This window comes from Pseudomonas sp. NFR09 (genome assembly GCF_900111535.1).
Lineage (GTDB): Bacteria > Pseudomonadota > Gammaproteobacteria > Pseudomonadales > Pseudomonadaceae > Aquipseudomonas > Aquipseudomonas extremorientalis.
This window is the reverse complement of the sequence record NZ_FOIH01000009.1, coordinates 1-22,262: the sequence shown is the minus strand read 5'-3', so window position 1 is coordinate 22,262 and position 22,262 is coordinate 1. Positions and strand designations below refer to the sequence as shown.

General features: G+C 62.2%; 15 protein-coding genes. 8 read left to right on the top strand and 7 right to left on the bottom strand.

Going from position 1 to position 22,262, the window contains the following annotated elements:
- Positions 1-205: 205 nt before the first annotated feature.
- From BMX59_RS19880 to nagE, 5 genes are read left to right on the top strand one after another with little or no spacing between them, the layout of a single operon-like run.
- Positions 206-964: a GntR family transcriptional regulator gene (locus BMX59_RS19880; protein ID WP_071489278.1), complete on the top strand. Its 759-nt coding sequence runs from the start codon at positions 206-208 to the stop codon at positions 962-964.
- A gap of 10 nt (positions 965-974) precedes the next feature.
- Complete coding sequence (nagA, locus tag BMX59_RS19875) at positions 975-2,081, top strand: N-acetylglucosamine-6-phosphate deacetylase (protein WP_093125034.1); 1,107 nt, start codon at positions 975-977, stop codon at positions 2,079-2,081.
- On the top strand, positions 2,062-3,084 hold the full coding sequence (locus tag BMX59_RS19870; RefSeq protein ID WP_092246726.1) for an SIS domain-containing protein: 1,023 nt from the start codon (positions 2,062-2,064) through the stop codon (positions 3,082-3,084). The genes nagA and BMX59_RS19870 overlap by 20 nt, the downstream gene beginning before the upstream one ends.
- Positions 3,085-3,113: 29 nt before the next feature.
- The gene (ptsP, locus tag BMX59_RS19865; protein WP_093125027.1) at positions 3,114-5,624 is read left to right on the top strand and encodes a phosphoenolpyruvate--protein phosphotransferase; all 2,511 of its coding nucleotides are present in this window, start codon (positions 3,114-3,116) and stop codon (positions 5,622-5,624) included.
- A 27-nt stretch (positions 5,625-5,651) separates the two neighbouring features.
- Positions 5,652-7,358: an N-acetylglucosamine-specific PTS transporter subunit IIBC gene (gene nagE, locus BMX59_RS19860; protein WP_093125025.1), complete on the top strand. Its 1,707-nt coding sequence runs from the start codon at positions 5,652-5,654 to the stop codon at positions 7,356-7,358.
- Between the two features lie 173 nt (positions 7,359-7,531).
- On the opposite strand, the gene BMX59_RS19855 is transcribed toward nagE, so the two are convergent.
- Together BMX59_RS19855 and purL are read right to left on the bottom strand one after the other, a co-directional pair.
- Positions 7,532-7,843: a YqfO family protein gene (locus tag BMX59_RS19855; RefSeq protein ID WP_015885716.1), complete on the bottom strand. Its 312-nt coding sequence runs from the start codon at positions 7,841-7,843 to the stop codon at positions 7,532-7,534.
- Positions 7,844-7,847: 4 nt separating this feature from the next.
- Positions 7,848-11,744 (bottom strand): phosphoribosylformylglycinamidine synthase, encoded by a 3,897-nt coding sequence (gene purL, locus BMX59_RS19850; protein ID WP_093125021.1) that lies wholly within the window; start codon positions 11,742-11,744, stop codon positions 7,848-7,850.
- A gap of 287 nt (positions 11,745-12,031) precedes the next feature.
- On the opposite strand from purL, the gene mltF reads away from it, so the two are divergent.
- Positions 12,032-13,492, top strand: coding sequence for a membrane-bound lytic murein transglycosylase MltF (gene mltF, locus BMX59_RS19845; protein ID WP_093125016.1), 1,461 nt, complete (start codon positions 12,032-12,034; stop codon positions 13,490-13,492).
- A gap of 124 nt (positions 13,493-13,616) precedes the next feature.
- Here the strand turns inward: mltF and BMX59_RS19840 are convergent, their stop codons facing one another.
- The 5 genes from BMX59_RS19840 to treP all read right to left on the bottom strand — a co-directional run bounded on the left by BMX59_RS19840 (position 13,617) and on the right by treP (position 20,960).
- Positions 13,617-13,895 carry a PTS sugar transporter subunit IIB gene (locus tag BMX59_RS19840; protein WP_071489269.1) on the bottom strand — a complete coding sequence of 93 codons (279 nt, stop codon included), beginning with the start codon at positions 13,893-13,895 and terminating at the stop codon, positions 13,617-13,619.
- 2 nt (positions 13,896-13,897) lie between these two features.
- Complete coding sequence (gene ptsP / locus BMX59_RS19835) at positions 13,898-16,414, bottom strand: phosphoenolpyruvate--protein phosphotransferase (RefSeq protein ID WP_093125010.1); 2,517 nt, start codon at positions 16,412-16,414, stop codon at positions 13,898-13,900.
- 49 nt (positions 16,415-16,463) lie between these two features.
- A complete protein-coding gene (locus BMX59_RS19830; RefSeq protein WP_093125005.1) occupies positions 16,464-17,684 on the bottom strand; it encodes a maltoporin in 1,221 nt (406 codons plus the stop codon).
- Positions 17,685-17,753: 69 nt separating this feature from the next.
- A complete protein-coding gene (gene treC / locus BMX59_RS19825; protein ID WP_071489266.1) occupies positions 17,754-19,400 on the bottom strand; it encodes an alpha,alpha-phosphotrehalase in 1,647 nt (548 codons plus the stop codon).
- Positions 19,401-19,517: 117 nt separating this feature from the next.
- Positions 19,518-20,960 (bottom strand): PTS system trehalose-specific EIIBC component, encoded by a 1,443-nt coding sequence (gene treP, locus BMX59_RS19820; RefSeq protein WP_093125001.1) that lies wholly within the window; start codon positions 20,958-20,960, stop codon positions 19,518-19,520.
- Positions 20,961-21,197: 237 nt separating this feature from the next.
- Here treP and treR point away from each other — a divergent pair, with 237 nt between their 5' ends.
- Both treR and BMX59_RS19810 read left to right on the top strand, forming a co-directional pair.
- Positions 21,198-21,902, top strand: a complete 705-nt coding sequence (gene treR, locus BMX59_RS19815; RefSeq protein WP_093124996.1) for a trehalose operon repressor — start codon at positions 21,198-21,200, stop codon at positions 21,900-21,902.
- 125 nt (positions 21,903-22,027) lie between these two features.
- A partial coding sequence (locus BMX59_RS19810; protein WP_175486696.1) for a transposase domain-containing protein occupies positions 22,028-22,262 on the top strand: 235 nt, incomplete at its 3' end.

Below are 22,262 nucleotides of genomic sequence, written 5' to 3'. Positions count from 1 at the left end.
GTGAATACCAGTTCACCCCTGCGGGCTGCGCCGTTCTGTGCGCGATAAAGACCTCTCTAATACCACTTCATACCAGGCCTCATTGTGGAGCCTTTAAACCGCTGCTTGCACCGTTTTAGCTGCATTGACATGGTATTTAAGTGGTATTAATTTCCGGCCAATACCGGGCGACAACACTCCAATAACCGCATCGGAAACCTGACAGATGAACCCCATCCTGGCCCTGCGCCCCGACGATAAACAATCCACGCCGCTGTACCTGCAATTGGCGCGCAAACTGGAAGCAGCGATCCATGCCGGCCAGTGGACCTCCGAACAGGCCCTGCCCTCGGAGCGCGTCCTCAGCGAGCAATTGAGCATCTCGCGAGTCACCGCTCGCAAGGCGCTGGAAGTGTTGTTTGCCCAAGGGCTGATCCGCCGTAATCAAGGCTCCGGCACCTATATATCGCCACGCTTGGAACAGCCGCTGTCGCGCCTTTCGGGGTTCAGCGAGATGCTGCGGCTCAAGGGTTTCGTGCCCAGCTCCCAATGGCTGGAACGAGAACTGACCCAGCCGACCCACGAAGAGATGATCCGCCTGGGCCTTTCGCCCGCCGATAAAGTGGCACGCCTCAAACGCTTGCGTAAGGCGGATGACACGGTGATGGCGATTGAAATGAGCACCCTGCCCGCCTCGGTACTGCCGCACCCGCAAGGCATTGGCAATTCGCTGTACGAATACCTCGAAAGCATCGGCAAACCCATCGTGCGCGCCCTGCAGCATGTGCAGGCGATCAACGCTTCCGACGAGTTCGCCGCGCTGGTGGGCATCGCCCCCGGCACCGCGATGCTGCTGATGACCCGGGTCGGCTACACCGCCGACAACACACCGATCGAAATCACCGACACCTACTGCCGCAACGACTACTACGACTTCGTCGCAGAGCTGCGCCGCCATGACTACTCCGCTGAACTGCGACTCTAGAGAACTGCCCATGTCCGAAGACAACATCCTCACGCCCAGCGGCTGGATTCGCGGCCGCCTGGTGCATCAGCACGGCAAGGTGATCGCCATCGAAGGCACCCCTTGCGACCCGACTGACAACGACCTGCCCTACCTGCTGCCGGGTTTTATCGACCTGCACGTCCACGGCGGCGGTGGCAAGGACATCATGGAAGGCAGCGATGCCTTCGAGACCATCACCCGCACCCACGTGCGTTTCGGTACGACTTCTCTGCTGGCTACGACCATGACTGCGCCGGTGGATGAAATCTCAAGCGTACTCGGTCAGCTCGGCACCTTCTGCGAACGGCGTCCGAAGGGCAGCGCCCGCGTACTGGGTGTGCACCTGGAAGGGCCTTACATCAATCCGGGAAAACTCGGCGCCCAACCCAACTTTGCCCACACCGCATTGATGGCCGAAGTGGAAGCCTATCTGCGCCTGGCGCCGATCCGCGTGATCACCATCGCCCCGGAAATCGCCGGGCATGACGGCCTGATCCGCGCCCTCAGCGAACGCGGCGTGCGCATGCAGATCGGCCATACCCTGGGCAGCTATGAAGAAGGCGTCGCCGCCCTCGCTGCCGGCGCCACCAGCTTCACCCATTTGTACAACGCCATGAGCCCGCTGCATCACCGCGAGCCCGGCATCGTCGGCGCCGCACTGGCCCACGCCAAGTACGCCGAATTGATCCCGGATTTGCTGCATGTGCACCCCGGCGCCATGCGCGTGGCGCTGCGTTCGATCCCATGCCTGTACTGCGTCACCGACTCCACTGCCGCCGCCGGCATGCCGGATGGCGAATACAAGCTGGGCAGCCACACCGTGACCAAATGCCTGGGCGGCGTGCGCCTGGCCGACGGCACCCTGGCCGGCAGCACGCTGACCATGGACCAGGCGCTGCGCAACCTGGTGAAGATCGGCCTGCCCGTCAGCGAAGCCTCACAACGCCTGTCGCAATTTCCTGCGGACTACCTGGGCCTGGAAGAGCGCGGCCGCCTGCAACCCGGCAGTTTTGCCGACTGCGTGCGCCTGGACCGCTCCCTGACACTCACCGACGTAATGGTCGAAGGAGAAACCATTGACTTCAAAAATGCTTGAAGAGGCCCTGGCCTCCTGCGACGCCGTGTCGGCGCAATTGCAACGCCTGGACCCACTGCTGGAAGAAGTCGCCGGCCGCCTGCGCCGCCAGCCGCCGCAAGTGGCGATGACCATCGCCCGCGGCAGCTCGGATCACGCCGCCAGCTACTTCGCCTACCTGGCCATGCAGCACGTGGGCATCCCGGTGGCGTCGTTGCCAATGTCGGTGGTGACCCTGCTGCAAGCCCCGTTGAAAGTCAGCGGCCAAGTGGCGTTCGGTTTCTCGCAGTCGGGGCAAAGCCCGGACCTGGTCAACAGCTTGCGCCTGCTGCGCAAACGCGGCGCCCTGAGCATTTCGCTGGTCAACGCTGAAGACTCACCGCTGGAAGCCGCCTGCGAATTCCACGTGCCGCTCTGCGCCGGGCCGGAGCAAAGCGTCGCCGCCACCAAAAGTTTTATCGCCACACTGAGTGCCAGCGCGCTGCTGATCGGCCACTGGAACCAGGAAGCCGACTTGCTGCAAGCCTGCCGCGCCTTGCCGGACGAACTGCGTGCCGCCGCCAGGCAGGACTGGACGGTCGCCATCGACGCCCTGCGCGACTGCCAGCAACTGATGGTGATCGGTCGAGGCGCCGGTTTTGCCATCGCTCAGGAAGCGGCGCTCAAGCTCAAGGAAACCTCGGCGATCCAGGCCGAAGCCTTCAGCAGCGCCGAGGTACGTCACGGGCCGATGGCACTGATTGGCGACAACTACCCCCTGCTGGTGTTCGCCCCGCGCGGCGCCGAGCAAGCCGGCCTGTTGAGCCTGGCCGCCGACATGCGTCAACGCGGTGCCCGCGTGTTGCTGGCTGCGCCGGACGATATCGCCGAGCGTGACCTGACCCTGAGCCGCGCCGAACATCCGACCCTGGACCCGATCCTGGCGATCCAGAGTTTCTACGTGATGGCGGCAGGTTTGGCCGAAGCCCGGGGCATGGACCCGGACCAGCCGCGTCACCTGAGCAAAGTTACCCGCACTCACTGAGTCGCGTTTTCCTGATGAGTACCGTGCCCATGTCCAACAACAATAATGACCTGACCCTCAGCGCCCCCCTCAGCGGACCGGTGCTGGCCCTGGGCAACGTTCCCGACGAAGTGTTCGCCAGCGGCGCCATGGGCGACGGCATTGCCATCGACCCGTTGAATGACTGCCTGCATGCACCCTGTGACGGCGTGATCATCCACGTCGCCCGCACCGGGCATGCACTGACGATCCGCGCTGACAACGGTGCCGAGGTGTTGATGCATGTGGGCATCGATACGGTGGAACTGAACGGCGAAGGCTTCGCCTTGCTGGTGAAGGATGGCGCGCGGGTAAGCAAGGGCCAGGCGCTGGTGCAGTTTGAGCTGGACCGCATTGCACGCCAGTGCAAGAGCCTGGTCAGCCTGATCATCCTGACCAATGGCGAGCGCTTCGAGTTGCGCTCGGTGGCGGCTAGAACGGTCAAGGTCGGCGAGCCGTTGTTGCAGATCGTGGCGCGTTCGGCAGCGTCGGTGTCGACGCCTGTGGATAACTCGGCGGGTGAAGCCAGCGCCCGCGTACGCATCACCCATCGCGGTGGTTTACATGCCCGCCCGGCGGCGTTGGTGCGCAAGGCTGCGCAGGGTTTCAGCAGCCAGGCCTCGCTGCACTTTGGCAATAAAACCGCCTCGTGTGACAGCCTGATCGGTTTACTGGGCCTGGGTATCGGTGAAGGGGATGAGGTGCGTGTGAGCTGTCGCGGCAAGGATGCCGAAGCGGCGGTGCAGGCAGTGATCGCGGCCTTGTCAGCCGTCGTCAAGGAAGAACACCACACCCCGGTGGCAGCCGCGCCCCGTCGGGTCAATACCGAAGTGGGTGTGTTGCAAGGCGTGTGTGCCGCGCCGGGCCTGGTCTGCGGGCCATTGTTCCGCCTGACCGGTATCGAACTGCCGGCAGACACCGGCAAGCATGCTGCCGACGAGCAACTGCAACGCCTGGATGCCGCCCTGGAGCAGGTGCGCAGCGAAATCCGCAGCACCCTGGATCATGCGCGCCAACGCAAGAACGTCGAGGAAGAAGACATCTTCGCCGCCCACCTCGCCCTGCTGGAAGACCCGACCCTGCTGGACGCCGCCACCGGCGCCATCGAGCACGGCAGTGCCGCCACCCATGCCTGGCGCGACGCGATCCAGGCGCAATGCGCCGTGTTGCTGGCCCTGGGCAAACCGCTGTTTGCCGAACGTGCCAATGATCTGCGGGATTTGCAGCAACGGGTAATGCGCGCATTGCTGGGTGAAGCCTGGCACTTCGAATTGCCCGCAGGGGCGATTGTCAGCGCCCACGAACTGACCCCGTCCGACCTGCTGCAACTGAGCGCGCAAAATGCCGCAGGCATCTGCATGGCCGAAGGCGGTGCCACCTCCCATGTGGCTATTTTGGCCCGTGGTAAAGGCTTGCCCTGTGTGGTCGCGCTGGGCGCCGAAGTCCTCGATGTGCCCCAGGGCCAACGCGTGGTCCTCGACGCCGCCAACGGCAGGCTGGAACTGGCGCCCAGCGATGCGCGCCACGCCGAAGTACACCAGATTCGCGATACGCAGAAACTGCGGCGCCAGCAACAACAGGCCCAAGCCCGGCAGCCGGCACGCACCGCCGATGGCGTGAGCATCGAAGTTGCCGCGAATGTTGCCTCCAGCGCCGAAGCCTTGGTGGCGTTTGAAAATGGCGCCGATGGCGTCGGCCTGCTGCGCACCGAGTTTCTCTTCGTCGACCGCCGCACCGCGCCGGACGAACAGGAACAACGCCAGGCCTACCAGGCCGTGCTGGATGCCATGGGCGACAAGTCGGTGATCATCCGCACCATCGACGTGGGCGGCGACAAGCAACTCGACTACCTGCCACTGCCGGTCGAGGCCAACCCGGTGCTGGGCCTGCGCGGTATCCGCATGGCCCAGGTACGCCCGGAACTGCTCGACCAGCAACTGCGGGCGCTGCTGCAAGTCAGCCCGCTGGAGCGCTGCCGCATCCTGCTGCCGATGGTCAGCGAGGTGGATGAGTTGTTGCAGATTCGCCAGCGCCTGGACGAGTTGTGCGCTGAGTTGGAACTGACCCAGCGTCCCGAACTGGGCGTGATGATCGAAGTGCCCGCCGCCGCGCTGATGGCCGAGCAGTTGGCCAAACATGCCGACTTCCTGTCCATCGGCACCAATGACCTGTCCCAGTACACCCTGGCCATGGACCGCGACCACGCCGGCCTCGCCGCGCGCGTTGATGCGCTACACCCGGCGCTGCTGCGGCTGATCGCCCAGACCTGCGCAGGCGCGGCGCAACACGGGCGCTGGGTTGGGGTCTGCGGCGCCCTCGCCTCCGACCCGCTGGCCACGCCGGTACTGGTCGGCCTGGGGGTCAGCGAGCTGTCGGTGAGCCCGCCGCAGATCGGAGAAATCAAGGACCGCGTCCGCCACCTGGACGCGGCGCAATGCCGGCAACTGAGCCAGGGCCTGCTCAACCTGAGCAGCGCCCAGGCCGTTCGCCAAGCCTGTCAACACCACTGGCCGCTGAGCTGACAACAACAAGAAAAAAGGAGACTCGCCATGTACCAACATTTCATCGAAGGCCTGCAACGCCTGGGCCGTGCACTGATGCTACCGATCGCGATCCTGCCGATCGCCGGCCTGTTGCTGCGCCTGGGCGACACCGATCTTTTGAACATCGCGGTGATGCACGACGCCGGGCAGGCGATCTTCGCCAACCTGGCGCTGATCTTCGCCATCGGCATCGCCGTGGGTTTCGCCCGCGACAACAACGGCACGGCGGGTTTGGCGGGTGCGATTGGTTACCTGGTGATGGTTTCCACGCTCAAGGTGATGGACTCGACCATCAACATGGGCATGCTTGCCGGTATCGCCAGTGGTTTGATGGCAGGCGCGCTGTATAACCGCTTCAAGGACATCAAGCTGCCGGAGTACCTCGCGTTCTTTGGTGGGCGACGGTTCGTGCCGATTGTCACGGGGTTTTCGGCGGTGGCGCTGGGCGTGATCTTTGGCCTGATCTGGCCGCCGATCCAGCACGGCATCAACAGCTTCGGTGTGCTGCTGATGGAAAGCGGCAGCCTGGGCGCGTTCGTGTTTGGCGTGTTCAACCGCCTGCTGATCGTCACCGGCCTGCACCATATCCTCAACAACATGGCGTGGTTCGTGTTCGGCACCTTTACCGACCCGGTGACCGGTGCCGTGGTGACCGGCGACCTGACCCGTTACTTTGCTGGCGACCCCAAAGGCGGCCAGTTCATGACCGGCATGTTCCCGGTGATGCTGTTCGGGCTGCCAGCGGCGTGTCTGGCGATGTACCGCAATGCGCTGCCGGAACGGCGCAAAGTGATGGGCGGGATTTTCCTGTCGATGGCGCTGACGTCGTTTCTGACCGGGGTGACCGAGCCGATTGAATTCGCCTTCATGTTCCTCGCGCCGTTTTTGTACCTGATCCATGCGGTGCTGACCGGCCTGTCGATGGCGGTCACCAATATGCTGAATATCCACCTGGGCTTTACCTTCTCCGGTGGGTTTATCGACATGGTGCTGGGCTGGGGCAAGTCCACCAATGGCTGGCTGGTGTTCCCGGTAGGCCTGGCGTATGCGCTGGTCTATTACAGCGTGTTCAGCTACTGCATTCGCCGGTTCAACCTGAAGACGCCGGGGCGTGAGGATATCCAGGTGGTGCAGGCTGAGGTGATGACAGATAACCAGCGCGCCACGGCCTACATCCAGGCCTTGGGCGGTGCACAGAATTTGCTGAGTGTCGGCGCCTGCACCACGCGCTTACGGTTGGACATGGTGGATCGCAACAAGGCGGTGGATGCGGAGTTGAAAGCGCTGGGTGCCATGGCGGTCGTCCGGCCAGGTAACGGCGGCAGTTTGCAGGTGGTGGTCGGGCCGATGGCAGACAGCATTGCCGATGAGATTCGCTTGGCCATGCCTTCGTTTGTTGCCAGTGTGCCCGTGCAACCGGCGCCTGTGGATAAGCCCGTAGCAGTGAATGTGCAAGAGGCTGAGAAATGGCTGAATGCCTTGGGTGGCCGAGGTAATGTTCGCCAGTTGGAAGCGGTGGCGATGACGCGGTTGCGAGTGGAGTTAGGGGATGACTCGGAGTTGTCTGAAGCTGACCTGACTGCTCTGGGTTGCCAGGGTGTGAGCCAGCTGGAAAGCGGTGTTTGGCATTTGTTGATTGGTGACAAAGCGTCGGGCTTGGGTGACGCGTTGGAGCGGTTGGTCAGCGGTCGCCAGATTGGGGCTGGGGCCTAACAAATCTTGGCCTGAACAGCCCCCATCGCGGGCAAGCCCGGCTCCCACATTTTTATCTGTGAATACATTCAAGATGTGGGAGCCGGGCTTGCCCGCGATGAGGCCCTGACAGCCGACAAAAAACCCGCTGGCCAAACTGGCCCAGCGGGTTTCTTGTTTTTGCAGCGTGCGAATCAAAAATCCGCCAACTGCCACACCTCATACGCCGGTGTCTCGTAGGGGTGACTAAGTTTCAACGCAGCCACAACCGCCACAATCAACTCATCCGCCACCACCAGCTCAACCTTCCACTCTTCAACCACTTCAACCTGGCCCACCTGCCCGATAAACGGCTGACTGCCGTCCAACGCGCGGAATTGGCCCTGGCCCAGCACTTGCCAGGCGCAGCTGTCGTAGTTGCCGATGCGCCCGCCACCCGCTGCGAAGACAGCGGTTTTCACCGTCTCCACGTGGCTGTCGGGCACGAAGAAGCTGAGCTTGTACACGGCCTTAGTTCACCCACACGCGCGCGTTGCGGAACATGCGCATCCAGGCGCCGTCTTCGTTCCACTCTTCCGGACGCCATGAGTTCTGCACGGCGCGGAATACACGCTCCGGGTGCGGCATCATGATGGTCACGCGACCGTCGCGGCTGGTAAGGCCGGTGATCCCGCGCGGCGAGCCGTTCGGGTTGGCCGGGTAGGTCTCGGTGACCTTGCCGTGGTTGTCGACGAAACGCAGGGCGACGGTGCCGGACAGGTCAGCTTCAAGCAACGCTTCTTCACTGGCGAACTCGGCATGGCCTTCACCGTGGGCAATGGCGATCGGCATGCGCGAACCGGCCATGCCTTGCAGGAAGATCGAGTTGGACTCCTGCACCTGCACCATGGCAACACGGGCTTCGAACTGCTCGGAACGGTTGCGTACAAAGTGCGGCCAGAACTCGCTGCCTGGGATCAGTTCGCTGAGGTTGGACATCATCTGGCAACCGTTGCACACACCCAGGGTGAAGCTGTCGTTGCGCTCGAAGAAGCCCTGGAACGCATCGCGCGCACGGCTGTTGAACAGGGCCGACTTGGCCCAGCCTTCACCGGCACCCAGCACGTCGCCGTAGGAGAAACCGCCGCAGGCCACCAGGCCCTTGAACTCGTTGAGGTCAACGCGACCGGCGAGGATGTCGCTCATGTGCACGTCGATCGCATTGAAGCCAGCGCGATCGAACGCCGCCGCCATTTCCACCTGGCCGTTGACGCCCTGCTCACGCAGTACGGCAACTTGTGGACGAATGCCTTTCTTGATGTAAGGCGCGGCGATGTCCTGGTTGACGTCGAAGCTGAGCTTGGTGCTCAGGCCCGGGTTGTCTTCTTCCAGGATCACGTCGAATTCCTGCTCGGCGCAGTCGGCGTTGTCACGCAGGCGTTGGATCTGGTAGCTGGTCTCGGCCCACTGGCGTTGCAGCAAGCGGCGCTGGCCGGCAAACACCGTGTCGCCATTGAACGAGATGTTGATCTCGCCGTTGTTGATCGGCTGGCCGATCACCGCCACGCAGTCGTCCAGGCCAGCGGCGCTGAATTGGGCGAGTACGTCCGGGGTCGCGTCCTGGCGAACCTGGATCACTGCGCCCAGCTCTTCGTTGAACAGGATGCCGTTGATCTCGGACGCATCCTCGGCAACGCTGTCGAGCACGATATTCAGGCCGCAGTGACCGGCGAAGGCCATCTCGACAACGCTGGTCAGCAAGCCACCATCGGAACGGTCGTGGTAAGCCAGCAGGTGACCGTCGGCGTTGAGGCCCTGGATCACGGCAAAAAAGGCTTTGAGGTCTTCGGCGTCATCGACGTCCGGAGCCTGCTTGCCGAGCTTGCCATGGGTCTGCGCCAGGATCGACGCGCCCATGCGGTTCTGGCCACGGCCCAGGTCGATCAGGATCAGGTCGGTGGTGCCCTTGTCCATGCGCAGTTGCGGGGTCAGGGTCTGGCGGATGTCGGTAACCGGTGCAAAACCGGTGACGATCAGCGACAGCGGCGAGGTGACTGTCTTGTCGACGCCGTCTTCGTTCCAACGGGTGGCCATGGACATGGAGTCCTTGCCCACCGGAATGGTGATGCCCAGCTCAGGGCACAGTTCCATGCCGACCGCCTTGACGGTGTCGTACAGGCGCGCATCTTCACCCGGGTGGCCGGCAGCGGACATCCAGTTGGCCGACAGCTTGATGTCGGACAGCTTGCCGATGCGCGACGCCGCGATGTTAGTGAGGGTTTCACCGATTGCCATGCGGCCTGACGCCGGCGCATCCAGCAGGGCCAGCGGCGTACGTTCGCCCATGGCCATGGCTTCACCGGTGTAGACGTCGAAGCTGGTGGCGGTGACGGCAACGTCAGCCACCGGCACTTGCCACGGGCCGACCATCTGGTCACGTGCCACAAGGCCGGTGATGGTGCGGTCGCCGATGGTGATCAGGAAGCTCTTGCTCGCCACGGCCGGGTGGTGCAGCACGCGTTCGATGCTGTCGGCCAGTTCAAGTTGGCTTGGGTCGAAGTCATCGCCCAGCTCGGCTTCACGTACCGCCGAACGGTGCATGCGCGGGGCTTTGCCCAGCAGCACTTCAAGCGGCATGTCCACCGGGCTGTTGCCGAAGTGGCTGTCGGTGACGGTAAGCTGCGGTTCGGCAGTGGCTTCGCCGACCACGGCAAACGGGCAGCGCTCGCGTTCGCAGATGGCCTGGAAGCGCGCGAAGTCTTCTGTGCCAACCGCCAGTACGTAGCGTTCCTGGGATTCGTTGCTCCAGATTTCGTGCGGGGCCATGCCCGGCTCGTCGTTTGGAATGTTGCGCAGTTCGAAGCGGCCACCCCGGTCGCCATCGTTGACCAGTTCCGGGAAGGCATTGGACAAACCGCCCGCGCCGACGTCGTGGATGAAGCTGATCGGGTTCTTGTCACCCAACTGCCAGCAACGGTCGATGACTTCCTGGCAGCGGCGTTCCATCTCCGGGTTTTCGCGCTGTACCGAAGCGAAGTCCAGGTCTGCCGAGCTGGTGCCGGTGGCCATGGAGGACGCCGCGCCGCCGCCGAGGCCGATCAGCATCGCCGGGCCGCCGAGCACGATCAGCTTGGAGCCGACCAGGATCTCGCCTTTCTTGACGTGTTCTTCACGGATGTTGCCCATGCCGCCGGCCAACATGATCGGCTTGTGGTAGCCGCGCACTTCATCGCCACGCGGGGTGGTGATGGATTGTTCGAAGGTCCGGAAGTAACCGGTCAGCGCCGGACGCCCGAATTCGTTGTTGAACGCAGCGCCGCCCAGCGGGCCTTCGATCATGATGTCCAGCGCGGTGACGATGCGCTCAGGCTTGCCGTACGGCACTTCCCACGGCTGTTCGAAACCCGGGATCTGCAGGTTGGACACGGTGAAACCGGTGAGGCCCGCCTTGGGCTTGGCGCCGCGACCGGTAGCACCTTCGTCGCGAATTTCGCCGCCGGAACCGGTGGCTGCGCCCGGGAACGGGGCAATCGCGGTCGGGTGGTTGTGGGTCTCGACCTTCATCAGGATGTGCACCGGCTCCTGGACCGCGCCGTACTGGCGGGTCTCAGGGTCCGGGAAGAAACGGCCGGCGACGGAGCCGACGATCACCGAGGCGTTGTCCTTATAAGCAGAAAGAACCCCTTCGCTGTGCATCACGTAGGTGTTCTTGATCATGCCGAACAGGCTTTTTTCCTGGCTTTCGCCGTCGATGTCCCAGCTGGCGTTGAAGATCTTGTGACGGCAGTGCTCGGAGTTGGCCTGGGCGAACATCATCAGTTCGATGTCGTGCGGGTTGCGCTTCAAGCCGTTGAAGGCGTTGACCAGGTAGTCGATCTCGTCTTCGGCCAGGGCCAGGCCCAGCTCGGTGTTGGCCTTCTCGAGGGCGGCGCGGCCACCGCCGAGCACGTCAATCGCGGTCAGCGGCTTGGGCTCGGCATGGCTGAACAGGCCGGCAGCCTGTTCCAGCTGGCTGACGATGATCTGGGTCATGCGGTCGTGCAGGCTGCTGGCGATCAGCTCGGCGTCGGCATCGCTGAACTGGCCCGCGACGTAGAAAGCGATACCACGCTCCAGACGCTGGATTTTCTCCAGGCCGCAGTTACGGGCGATATCGCTGGCCTTGCTCGACCAGGGCGAGATGGTGCCGAACCGTGGCAGCACCAGGAACAAGCGGCCATCAGGCTCTTGGACCGGAACGCTTGGGCCGTACTTCAGAAGGCGTGCGAGCACTTGCTGTTCGTCGGCGTTCAACACGCCGGTAACGTCGGCGAAGTGAGCAAATTCAGCGTACAGGCCTGTAACAGCTGGAACCTTCTGGCTCAGTTGCTCAAGGAGCTTGCTGTGGCGAAAGGCAGAAAGGGCAGGAGCGCCGCGCAGGATCAACATCTTCGGGACAGCCTCGGGAAGGGGGTGTGCTTTGAGGCCGTGCATTCTAGCGTAAACCGCCGCCAACGGCACCCGAAACGCTACCGGTGGCTGCCGCCGAACGTCAGTTGGCCGGATTGCACCCCTTTCGCCGGGTCATGAGGGGCATTCGGCGCAGTTATTTTAACCGTCACAATCCCTCGCCAAGCCGCGTTTCTGCGGGTTGCAGCACAGTTTTGCCGGCGCTAGCAGACAACGCCCACGCTGTCGAGATATGGCGCCGTGGGCCGTTTGCGTATACTGCGCAGATGTTCTCCCCAACGGCTTTGCGACCGCGATGCGCCAAATGGCTCATCGCCACCGGACTCTTCCTGATGCTCAGCGCCTGTGTTGATAAACCCAGCACGCTCGAGCGAATCAAGGAGGATGGCGTCTTGCGGGTGATCACCCGGAACAGCCCGGCGACTTATTTCCAGGACCGCAACGGTGAAACCGGTTTCGAGTACGAACTGGTCAAGCGCTTCGCCGACGACCTGGGCGTGAAGCTGGAGATCGAGACCGCCGACAACCTCGACGACCTGTTCGGCCAGTTGGGCAAACCCAACGGCCCGGTCCTCGCCGCCGCCGGCCTGGTCAGCAGCGAACAGCGCAAGGCGCAGGTACGTTTCTCCCACCCTTACCTGGAAGTCACTCCGCAGATCATCTACCGCAATGGCCAGTCCCGCCCGACGAACGCGGCGGACCTGGTGGGCAAGAAGATCATGGTGCTCAAGGGCAGCACCCACGCCGAACAATTGGCGGCGCTGAAGAAGCAGAATCCTGCAATTGAATACGAAGAATCCGACGCCGTTGAGGTAGTCGACCTGCTGCGCATGGTGGACGAGGGGCAAATCGATCTGACCCTGGTGGACTCCAACGAAGTGGCGATGAACCAGGTGTACTTCCCCAACGTACGCGTGGCGTTCGACCTGGGCGACGCCAGCAACCAGAGCTGGGCTGTCGCTGCCGGTGATGACAACAGCCTGCTCAACGAGATCAACAGTTACCTGGATAAAGTCGAGAAGAACGGCACGTTGCAGCGTCTGAAAGACCGCTACTACGGGCACGTCGACGTGCTCGGCTATGTGGGTGCCTACACCTTCGCCCAGCATCTGCAGCAGCGTTTACCCAAGTACGAGAAACACTTCCGCGCCTATGCCAAGGAAGAAAAGGTCGATTGGCGCCTGCTGGCCGCCATCGGCTATCAGGAATCGCTGTGGCAGCCGGCCGTCACCTCCAAGACCGGCGTGCGTGGCCTGATGATGCTGACCCAGAACACCGCCCAGGCCATGGGCGTGTCCAACCGCCTGGATCCCAAGCAAAGCATCATGGGCGGCGCCAAATACCTGGCCAAGATCAAGGGTGAACTGGACGACAGCATCGCCGAACCGGATCGCACCTGGTTCGCCCTCGCCGCCTACAACGTTGGCACCGGCCACCTGGAGGATGCGCGCACGCTGGCCAAGCGCGAAGGCCTGAACCCGAACAAGTGGCTGGATGTGAAAAAGATGCTGCCGCGCCTGTCGCAGAAGCAGTGGTACAGCAAGACCCGCTACGGCTATGCGCGAGGCGGTGAGCCGGTGCACTTTGTGGCAAACATCCGGCGTTACTACGACATCCTCACCTGGGTGACCCAGCCGCAGCTGGAGGGCAACCAGGTGGTCGAAGGCAACTTGCATGTGCCGGGTATCGACAAGACCAAGCCGCCGGAAGACAACCCACAGTTGTAAGAACACAGCAAAACCCAGTGGGAGGGGGCTTGCACCCCGATAGCGGTGTGTCAGCTACAAATAAGCTGACAGATACATTGCAATCGGGGGCAAGCCCCCTCCCACATTTTGATCTCTATTTGGATTAGAGACCGGTGAGCAGATGGACTACGCCGCCTGTTAACACCATCACCCCTGCGACACCGGCCGCCTTCAACGCCACCTCATCCAACCGCCCCGCATCCTGCAACTGCACCCGCACCCGCGTCAGCGCCACACGCTGCTGCGTTTTGAGGTTGTCCGCGCCGCCCAACGCGCTGATTACTTCGGCCGGCAATAGACTCTGCGTCGGTGTTGCTACGGTCTCGGCAATCAAATCCGGCGTCAGGGCTTTCCAGAACGCCCGCTGTAATTTCTCGAACATGCTCAAAGCTCCATGACAGGTGAGGTTTCAACGGTGGCTGCGTGATATTGGCGCAAGGCCTCACGCACCTGGGCGGCTTCTTCCAGGCCCAGTACCTGACGGGCGATGATCTGGCAGTCGGCCAGGTCCAGTTCGCGCACGGTGGCCTTGATGGTGGGGATCAACGGCACGCTGACCGACAACTCGTCCACGCCCAGCCCGATCAGCACCGGCACGGCCAGCACTTCGGAAGCCAGCGCACCGCACACCCCCACCCACTTGCCATGGGCATGGGCGGCCTTGACCGTGGTGGCGATCAGGCGCAGCACCGCCGGGTGGAAACTATCGGCCTGGTTGGCCAGGCGCGGGTGGTCGCGGTCCATGGCCAGGGTGTATTGGGTCAGGTCGTTGGTGCCGATGGAGAAAAAGTCCACATGGGGCGCGAACACATCCGCCATCAGCGCGGCGGACGGCACTTCTATCATGATGCCCAGCTTCGGCAGCTCGGTAAGCCCCAGCGCCAGTGCTTCCTCTTCAAGCATCCTGCGGGCCAGGTGCAGCTCCGACAGCAGGCTGACCATCGGCAACATGATGTGCAGCCGCGCAAAGCCTGCGCTGGCGAGGATCGCACGGAATTGTTCGCGCAGCAGCTCAGGACGCTCCAGGCACAGGCGGATACCGCGCAGGCCGAGGAACGGGTTGGTTTCGGCGTCCATCGGCACATAGGCCAACGGCTTGTCGCCGCCGACGTCCAGGGTGCGCACCACCAGGTTGCGCTCGGTGCCCAGGGCACGGGCGATGGCGGTGTAGGTGGCCGCTTGTTCATCGGGGCCTGGCGCACGGTTGCGATCCAGGTAGAGGAATTCCGAGCGCAGAAGGCCGACACCTTCGCCACCCAGGGTCAGGGATTGCTCCACCTCCTGCAACGAGGCCACGTTGGCGGTGACTTCGACGTGATGGCCATCGCGGGTTGTGGCGGACAAAGACGCCTGTGCCACATCGCGCTGATGGCGGAGCGCCTGTTGCTTGCGCGCAATGTCCAGTTGCTCGATTTCGGCCAGGTCCGGCTCCAGGTGCAGCTCGCCCTTGTCGGCGTCGAGCAACACCTGTTTGCCATTGGCCAGCCCCAGTACCTCGGTTGGAACACCGCAAATGGCCGGTAGGCCGAGGGCGCGGGCAAGGATGGCGACATGACTGGTCGCGCCGCCGCCAACGGTGACGAACCCCAGCACTTTGCGGGTATCCAGGCTGGCCGTCTGCGAAGGGGTCAATTGCTCGGCGATCAGGATCGCGCGCTCCGGCAAGTCCCAGGCGTTGTCCTGAATACCCAGGATCAGTTTCAGCACACGCTTGCCGACATCGGCCAGGTCTGCCGCGCGCTCGGCGATCAGCGCGTTGCCCAGCCCCTGGAATAGCTTGACGGTCGCGAGCGTGGCACTGTTCCAGGCAAACGCGGCGCTCTTGCCCTCCGCCAACAAACGGTGGGCTTGTTCCAGCAAGGTCGGGTCTTCGAGCAATTCTTGGTGAGCGCGGAAAATCTCGGCCTGGGCACTGCCGGCAGCCTTGTCCCGTAACGCCTGCAATGCCTCAGTGGCAGCCAGCAGGCCACGCGCCAAGGCAGCACGTTCGGTGGCTTCCCCCGTGCCTTGCTCAGTGATGGTCAGTTCAGGCTCAGTCACTTGAACAACCTGGCCAAACGCCGAACCCGGCGATGCACACACGCCCCGCAGCACGGTCGCCGACGACTGAATTTCGACGGGCTCGGCAACGCTCGCAATTACCTCGCCACAACCTTCAGCCAACAAGGCCACCAGCGCCTTGATCGCCTCTTCGGCATCTTGCCCTGCTGCGCTCACCTGCAAGCTGTCGCCCCGTACCGTTTGCAACGCCATGATTGCCACCAGCGACTTGGCGTTAGCGCTCTGGGTTTGCTTGTGCAGGTAGATGCTCGCCTTGAACCCCTTCGCCGCCTGGGCGAACACCGCCGCCGGCCGGGCGTGCAAACCGTTGGCATTGGGTAAGGTCAACGGCTTGGAGAACAGCGCATCGCCCTCCTCCTCGTCCACTGCGCCAACGGCTTCACCGGGGGATAACTGCAGCAACGGCTGGCCGACCTCCACACCATCGGTGGCCAACACGCTGAACGGCTCGCCGCTGACCACCAGCATCAAGGTCAGCAGACTGCGCGCATGGAGCGCCACGTAGTCGGCATCGAATTCGATCAACGGCTGCCCGGTCTCCACCCGCTGGCCTTCCTGCACCAACCGGGTGAAGCCCTTGCCCGCCAGGTTCACGGTGTCCAGGCCAATGTGCATGAGCACCTGGACGCCGTTGTCGTCGGTGATGCTGACGGCATGACCACTGTCCTGGATATTGCTGATCGTCCCGGCCAATGGCGCGCAGAGGGTCTGCGACGTGGGGTCGATGCACAGGCCATCGCCGATCAGGCGGCTGGAGAAGACCGGGTCGGGCACCTTGTCCAGCGCCAGCAGCACACCCGACAAGGGCGCCAGTAATTCCAGGGGTTGAGTTGTGGTCATGACTTCACCTGTTGTTTTGTTCCGTAGATATCATTGAGCGGAGGAAGGGTCACTTCCACCAATACTCAACCTGCACACCAACGTTCGACCCATGCCGCGCCGTGCCATACGAGCCGGTATCGGACAACGCCGACCCCGCCGCCAATTCATTCGCCGCACGTTTGGCCGCTTCGTTCCAGGTGGCATAGGTGTAGTACAAGCGCACCTCCGGCCGCGCCCAGAAATCCGGGCCTTTGGGCGACCAGGTCGGAGCGAAGGTGAATTTGCTCAGTTTGCGCGTCCCGCCCGTAGCCTCGACCTGATCATGCCCAAGCTCGGCGACCAGTTTGAACTGTTCGCTGATGGCGTACGCCGGACGCACACCGAGGGACATCCAGGTCTGGTCCTGGCTGCCCGGACGAATATCCTTCTGGTACACCGCTTCGATCTGCCCACCGAAACGCGGGGTCACCTGCCAATCGAAAAACTCCACGGCGCGGTAACTTTTGCTGCTGTTGTCCAGCAAGGTATTGCCGGTGTAACCCAGGCCGGTGCCGGGGCCTTCGCCGTACTGCAAGGCGAACTTGTTCTTGCCGCCCAGGAAAGGTTTTTGCACGTGCTGCGCGGTGAGCGCCCAACCGCTGTTGGTGTCGCGCCCGCCGGCTTTTTCGATGTAGCTCAGGCCCAGTTCCAGCTCGCCGCCGGGGTTGGTCTTGAAGCCCGCGACGTTGAAGTCGTGACGGGTGGCGTATTCCTTCTGGTACAGGTTGTCCTTGCGGGAAATGGCATAGCTGTACTTGAGGTCGCCGATCAGCACGTCCTCGATACCACCGCCCGTGGCGCTCTGGTTCCAGTAGTAGAAGTCGGAGATATGGATGTCGTTACGTTTGTAGTAACGCCGGCCGGCCCACAGCGAACCGCCATTAAGGGCTGGCAGGTTGGACCACTGCGCATACATCTGCGGCATGCGCGCGGTGCCGTTGTTTTCGCCCTGGAACTTCAGCGCGCGGTCGTACTTGTTGTAGAGCGATGCCATGGCATCGACGCTGAGCACCGAGCCGTCGTCGAGGGTGAGCAGGTCCTGGCGCAACTCCAGTTCGGCGTACTGCTCGCACTCGTTGCCCAGACGGTATTTGGTTTGCGCCCCGGGTAATTGGAAACACTGCTGTGGGCCACTGCCCGTCGACGTCCCCGCGCCACTGCGCACGTAACCCGCAAATTCCAAGGCTTGAACGCCAAGAGGCAGGCTTAGACAAGACGCAACGAGGCCCAGCTTTATTGTTGTTTTCATAAAGCACTCCGATATTTTTATTATGTTTTTTGCAGCGCCCCGTGCTCCCACACGGGGTTACAGCGGGTCTCAGTCCTTGAGGTGCAGCACGAACGATTCGTAAGGGCGTAATGCAACCGTGCCCGTTCGCGCCGGGCAGTCGGGGTAGTTACTGATCAGCAGGCGTTGTTCAGTCGCCTGGTTGATCACGTTGTCCGGCAGTTGGATTTCGCAGGGCGTGCCGTAGAAGTTGTTCAGCACCAGCAGGCGTTCGCCATGGCCTTCGCGCAGGTACGCCCAGACTTGCGAGTGGCCTTGCAGCAGCTCGCGATAAATACCTTCCTGGATCAGCGGTTCATGACGGCGCAACGCAATCAATGCGCGGTAGTGATGCAGCACGGACTCGGGGTCATCCCGTTGGCTTTCGACGTTGATGATGGAGGCATTGGCCGGAATGCCGATCCAGGGTTCTCCGCTGCTGAAACCGGCATTCCTGTCGGCATTCCACTGCATCGGCGTACGGCCGTTATCGCGGGACTTCTGCATGATCGCCGCCATGCTCGACGCCTCGGATTCCCCCGCATCACGCTTGAGTCGGAAGATGTTCAGGGTCTCCACATCGCGGTACTGTTCGATCCGGTCAAAGCCCGGATTGGTCATGCCCAGTTCTTCGCCCTGGTACACATACGGCGTGCCCTGGAGAAAGTGCAGCGCGGTGGCGAGCATCTTGGCCGAGACCACGCGATGTTCACCGTCATTGCCGAAACGCGAGACCACCCGCGGCTGGTCGTGGTTGCACCAGAACAGCGCGTTCCAGCCGCCACCGGCCTGCATGCCCAGCTGCCAGTCAGAGAAGATCTGCTTGAGCTGCAGGAAGTCGAAGTCAGCCTTCACCCACTTCTGCAGGTTCGGGTAATCGACTTTCAGGTGATGAAAGTTGAAGGTCATCGACAGTTCTTTCGACGCGGGATTGGAGTAGCGAATGCAGTGCTCGAGGCTGGTGGACGACATCTCGCCGACATTGATCAGGTCATGTCCCTCGAAGACTTCGCGGTGCATTTCCTGCAGGTATTCATGCACGTTCGGGCCGTCGGTGTAGAAACGGCGGCCGTCGCTGGTGTCCTCGGGGAAATCGGCGGGCTTGGAGATCAGGTTGATCACATCCAGGCGGAAACCGCCCACGCCCTTGTCGCGCCAGAAGCGCATCAGCTTGAACACCTCGGCGCGCACCTTGGGGTTGTCCCAATTCAGGTCGGCCTGGGTGTGGTCGAACAGGTGCAGGAAGTACTGGCCGGTTTGCGCCTCGTATTCCCAGGCCGAGCCGCCGAACTTGGACTCCCAGTTGTTCGGCTGGTCGCGCCAGATGTAGAAGTCGCGGTACGGATTGTCCAGGCTGCTGCGTGCCTGCTGGAACCATTCGTGCTCGATGGAGGTGTGGTTGACCACGATGTCGAGCATCAGCTTGATGCCGCGCTTGGCCGCTTCGCTGATCAGCAGGTCGCAGTCGGCCATGGTCCCGTAGCTGGGGTCGATGGCGTAGTAGTCGCTGATGTCGTAGCCGTTGTCGCGTTGCGGCGAGCGCAGGAATGGGGTGATCCACAGGCAGTCCACGCCCAGCCATTTGAGGTAGTCGAGCTTGTCCACGATGCCCAGCAGGTCACCGGTGGCGTTACCCGCGTGGCTGTGGAAGCTTTTGGGGTAGATCTGGTAGATCACCGAGTGTTGCCAGTCTTGCATGGTGGGTTCCTTCAGTTGATTGCTGTGCAGGCCTTTCGGGCCTCATCGGGGGCAAGTCCCCTCCCACATTTGAAATGCGTTTCAATGTGGGAGGGGGCTTGCCCCGATTGCGATGGTTCAGGCGACGCGATATCCAGGCCGAACAATTTTCATGCTCAACGCACAGGTCAGGACAAACGGCACGACGATCGCGATGACCATCCCGATAACAAAGCTGGGGATGTACTGCGGAATGATCGAAATGAATCCAGGCAAGCCACCGACGCCGATGGCCGACGCCTGCACCTTGTTCAGCGACAGGAAAATGCTACCCAGCGCCGAGCCGAGCAGCGCTGCATAGAACGGGAACTTGAAGCGCAGGTTCACGCCAAACATCGCAGGTTCAGTGATGCCGAAGTACGCGGAAATTGCCGAGGTCGAGGCCATGCTTTTGTCCCGTGCATTACGGGTGGTGTAGAACACCGCGAGCGCGGCGCTGCCCTGGGCCAGGTTGGACATGACGATCATCGGCCAGATGAAAGTGCCGCCCTGGGTGGAGATCAGTTGCAGGTCCACGGCGAGGAACATGTGGTGCATGCCGGTGATCACCAGCGGCGCATACAGCAGGCCGAAAATCGCCCCGCCGACCATCGGCGCCAGGTCAAACAGGGTGACCACGCCTTCGGTGATCAGGATGCCGAGGTGACGGGTCACCGGGCCGATGATGGCCAGGGCCAGCACGCCGGTCACAACGATGGTGGTGATCGGCACGACCAGCAGTTGAATCGCGTTGGGCACCCGCGCCCGCAGCCATTTCTCGATGACGCTCATCACGTAGGCCGCCATCAGGATCGGCAGGATCTGCCCCTGGTAACCGACTTTTTCAATCTTGAACCAACCGAAGATATCGAAGTACGGCAGGCTCTGGCCGTCGAGACCAGCCACCGCCTTGCCGTAGTTCCAGGCGTTGAGCAGGTCCGGGTGCACCAGCATCAGGCCGAGCACGATGCCGAGGATTTCGCTGCCGCCAAACCGCTTGGCCGCCGACCAGCCCACCAGGGCCGGCAGGAACACAAACGAGGTGTTGGCCATCAGGTTGATCAGGCTCCACAGGCCATCCAGGTCCGGATAAGCCTCCAGCAGCGTCTTGCCCTCGATGAACATGCCCTTGGCGCCCATCAGGTTGTTCACGCCCATCAACAGGCCGGCGATGATCAGCGCGGGCAGAATCGGCATGAACACATCGGAGAACACCCGCACCAGGCGCTGCATGGCGTTGGTCTTGTCGGCGCCCTTCTTCTTCACGTCGGCGATGGTCGCGGCGGCGAGGCCGGTCTGTTCACGCAGGGCGGCGTAGACCTTCTCCACTTCGCCGGGGCCGATCACCACCTGGAACAGACCGCCGGTAAAGAACGAGCCCTTGACCAGATCCACCTGGTTCAGCGCGCTGCTGTTGACCAGGCTCGGGTCCTTGAGCGCCAGGCGCAGACGGGTCACACAGTGGGCAGCTTGCTCAAGGTTGTCGCTGCCCCCGAGGTTCTCGAGAATCTCGCGGGCGATATTGGAATAGTCGTGGCTCATGCTTGGGTTCCACTTTGGTTTTTTTTATTGGGGGCAGTCATTGGCAGCACGCCGAGGGCAAAAGTACTCGTCTGTACGAGTTAAAGCAACAACTCGTCTGTACGAGTTACATATTGTTTATTTTTTGTAGGACAGCGCGTCGCTGCAAGCCGCATGAACCAAGGGTCTAATGGACAAACCGCCTCTCTGCCACTAAGGTTCCTGCCTTGACCGCAACCCCGGCAAAGAGCCATCCCCATGAGCAAATACAACCAGATCTATACGGATCTGCTTGCCAGCATCACCACTGAACGCCTGCAACGCGGCACGCGCCTCCCCTCCGAAACCGAACTGATGGACAGCTACCAGGCCAGCCGAGGCACCGTGCGTCGCGCCATCGAGCAGTTGCAGGAGCGCGGGTTTGCGCAAAAGATCCACGGCAAGGGCACGTTCGTGTTGTCGCCCAACCCGATCGAGTTCCAATTGGGCGGCATCGTCAGCTTCCACGAAACCCACGCCGACCTGGGCGACGACGTACGCACCGAAGTGGTCGAATTCACTCAGTTCCCACTGGAAGGCTCACTGCTGCAACACATCGAAGCCGAACCCGGCACCCTGATCACCCGCATCAAACGGGTACGGCGCATCGGTGGCAAACGGGTGATCCTCGACATCAACCACTTCGTGGCCGACGTGATCCCCGGCCTGGACCGCTCGATTGCCGAGCAGTCGATCTACGCGTTTATCGAACAGACCCTGCAACTGCAAATCGCCTACGCCCAACGCACCATCGAAGCCCTGCCGCGCAGCAAGGACGACCAGACGCACCTGGACCTTGAGGGTCAGAGCCATGTGATCGTGGTGAGCAACCAGACGTTTTTGCAGGACGGGCGGCAGTTCGAGTACACCGAGTCGCGGCATACGTTGGATAAGTTTTATTTTTCGGATATTGCGCGGCGGTAAACAAACACCAAAAGCACAAAACCCCGGCACATGACCGTAATGCTGTTCACTTAAGCATTTGAGTCCCGGCCGGGCTTTATAGAGAATCCGATGTCAGACTCCTGGCATCGGATTTTTTTATGCCCATTCAGCAGCAGTTGCTCGACCTCGGCGATCTCTTCAACTTTTCTGACCTGAGCACCTTCACTCAGAACATCCCAATCGAGTGGGTAGCGAGTGCGCTGAACCTTTCGGTGCAAGCCACCATACGGCGGCGCCGCTTGCCGAGTGACCAAGTTCTTTGGCTGGTTCTGGGCATGGCTTTGTTTCGTGATGAGCCCGTCCACGAGGTCGCCAGGCGTTTGAATATCTGCGCGCAAG

Excerpts from the sequence above, each read along its gene's own strand:
- nagE (WP_093125025.1), top strand. The coding sequence starts at position 5,652 with ATGTACCAACATTTCATCGAAGGCCTGCAACGCCTGGGCCGTGCACTG.
- BMX59_RS19830 (WP_093125005.1), bottom strand. The coding sequence starts at position 17,684 with ATGAAAACAACAATAAAGCTGGGCCTCGTTGCGTCTTGTCTAAGCCTG.
- purL (WP_093125021.1), bottom strand. The coding sequence starts at position 11,744 with ATGTTGATCCTGCGCGGCGCTCCTGCCCTTTCTGCCTTTCGCCACAGC.
- BMX59_RS19880 (WP_071489278.1), top strand. The coding sequence starts at position 206 with ATGAACCCCATCCTGGCCCTGCGCCCCGACGATAAACAATCCACGCCG.
- mltF (WP_093125016.1), top strand. The coding sequence starts at position 12,032 with ATGTTCTCCCCAACGGCTTTGCGACCGCGATGCGCCAAATGGCTCATC.
- treR (WP_093124996.1), top strand. The coding sequence starts at position 21,198 with ATGAGCAAATACAACCAGATCTATACGGATCTGCTTGCCAGCATCACC.
- treC (WP_071489266.1), bottom strand. The coding sequence starts at position 19,400 with ATGCAAGACTGGCAACACTCGGTGATCTACCAGATCTACCCCAAAAGC.
- BMX59_RS19840 (WP_071489269.1), bottom strand. The coding sequence starts at position 13,895 with ATGTTCGAGAAATTACAGCGGGCGTTCTGGAAAGCCCTGACGCCGGAT.
- nagA (WP_093125034.1), top strand. The coding sequence starts at position 975 with ATGTCCGAAGACAACATCCTCACGCCCAGCGGCTGGATTCGCGGCCGC.
- treP (WP_093125001.1), bottom strand. The coding sequence starts at position 20,960 with ATGAGCCACGACTATTCCAATATCGCCCGCGAGATTCTCGAGAACCTC.
- ptsP (WP_093125027.1), top strand. The coding sequence starts at position 3,114 with ATGTCCAACAACAATAATGACCTGACCCTCAGCGCCCCCCTCAGCGGA.
- ptsP (WP_093125010.1), bottom strand. The coding sequence starts at position 16,414 with ATGACCACAACTCAACCCCTGGAATTACTGGCGCCCTTGTCGGGTGTG.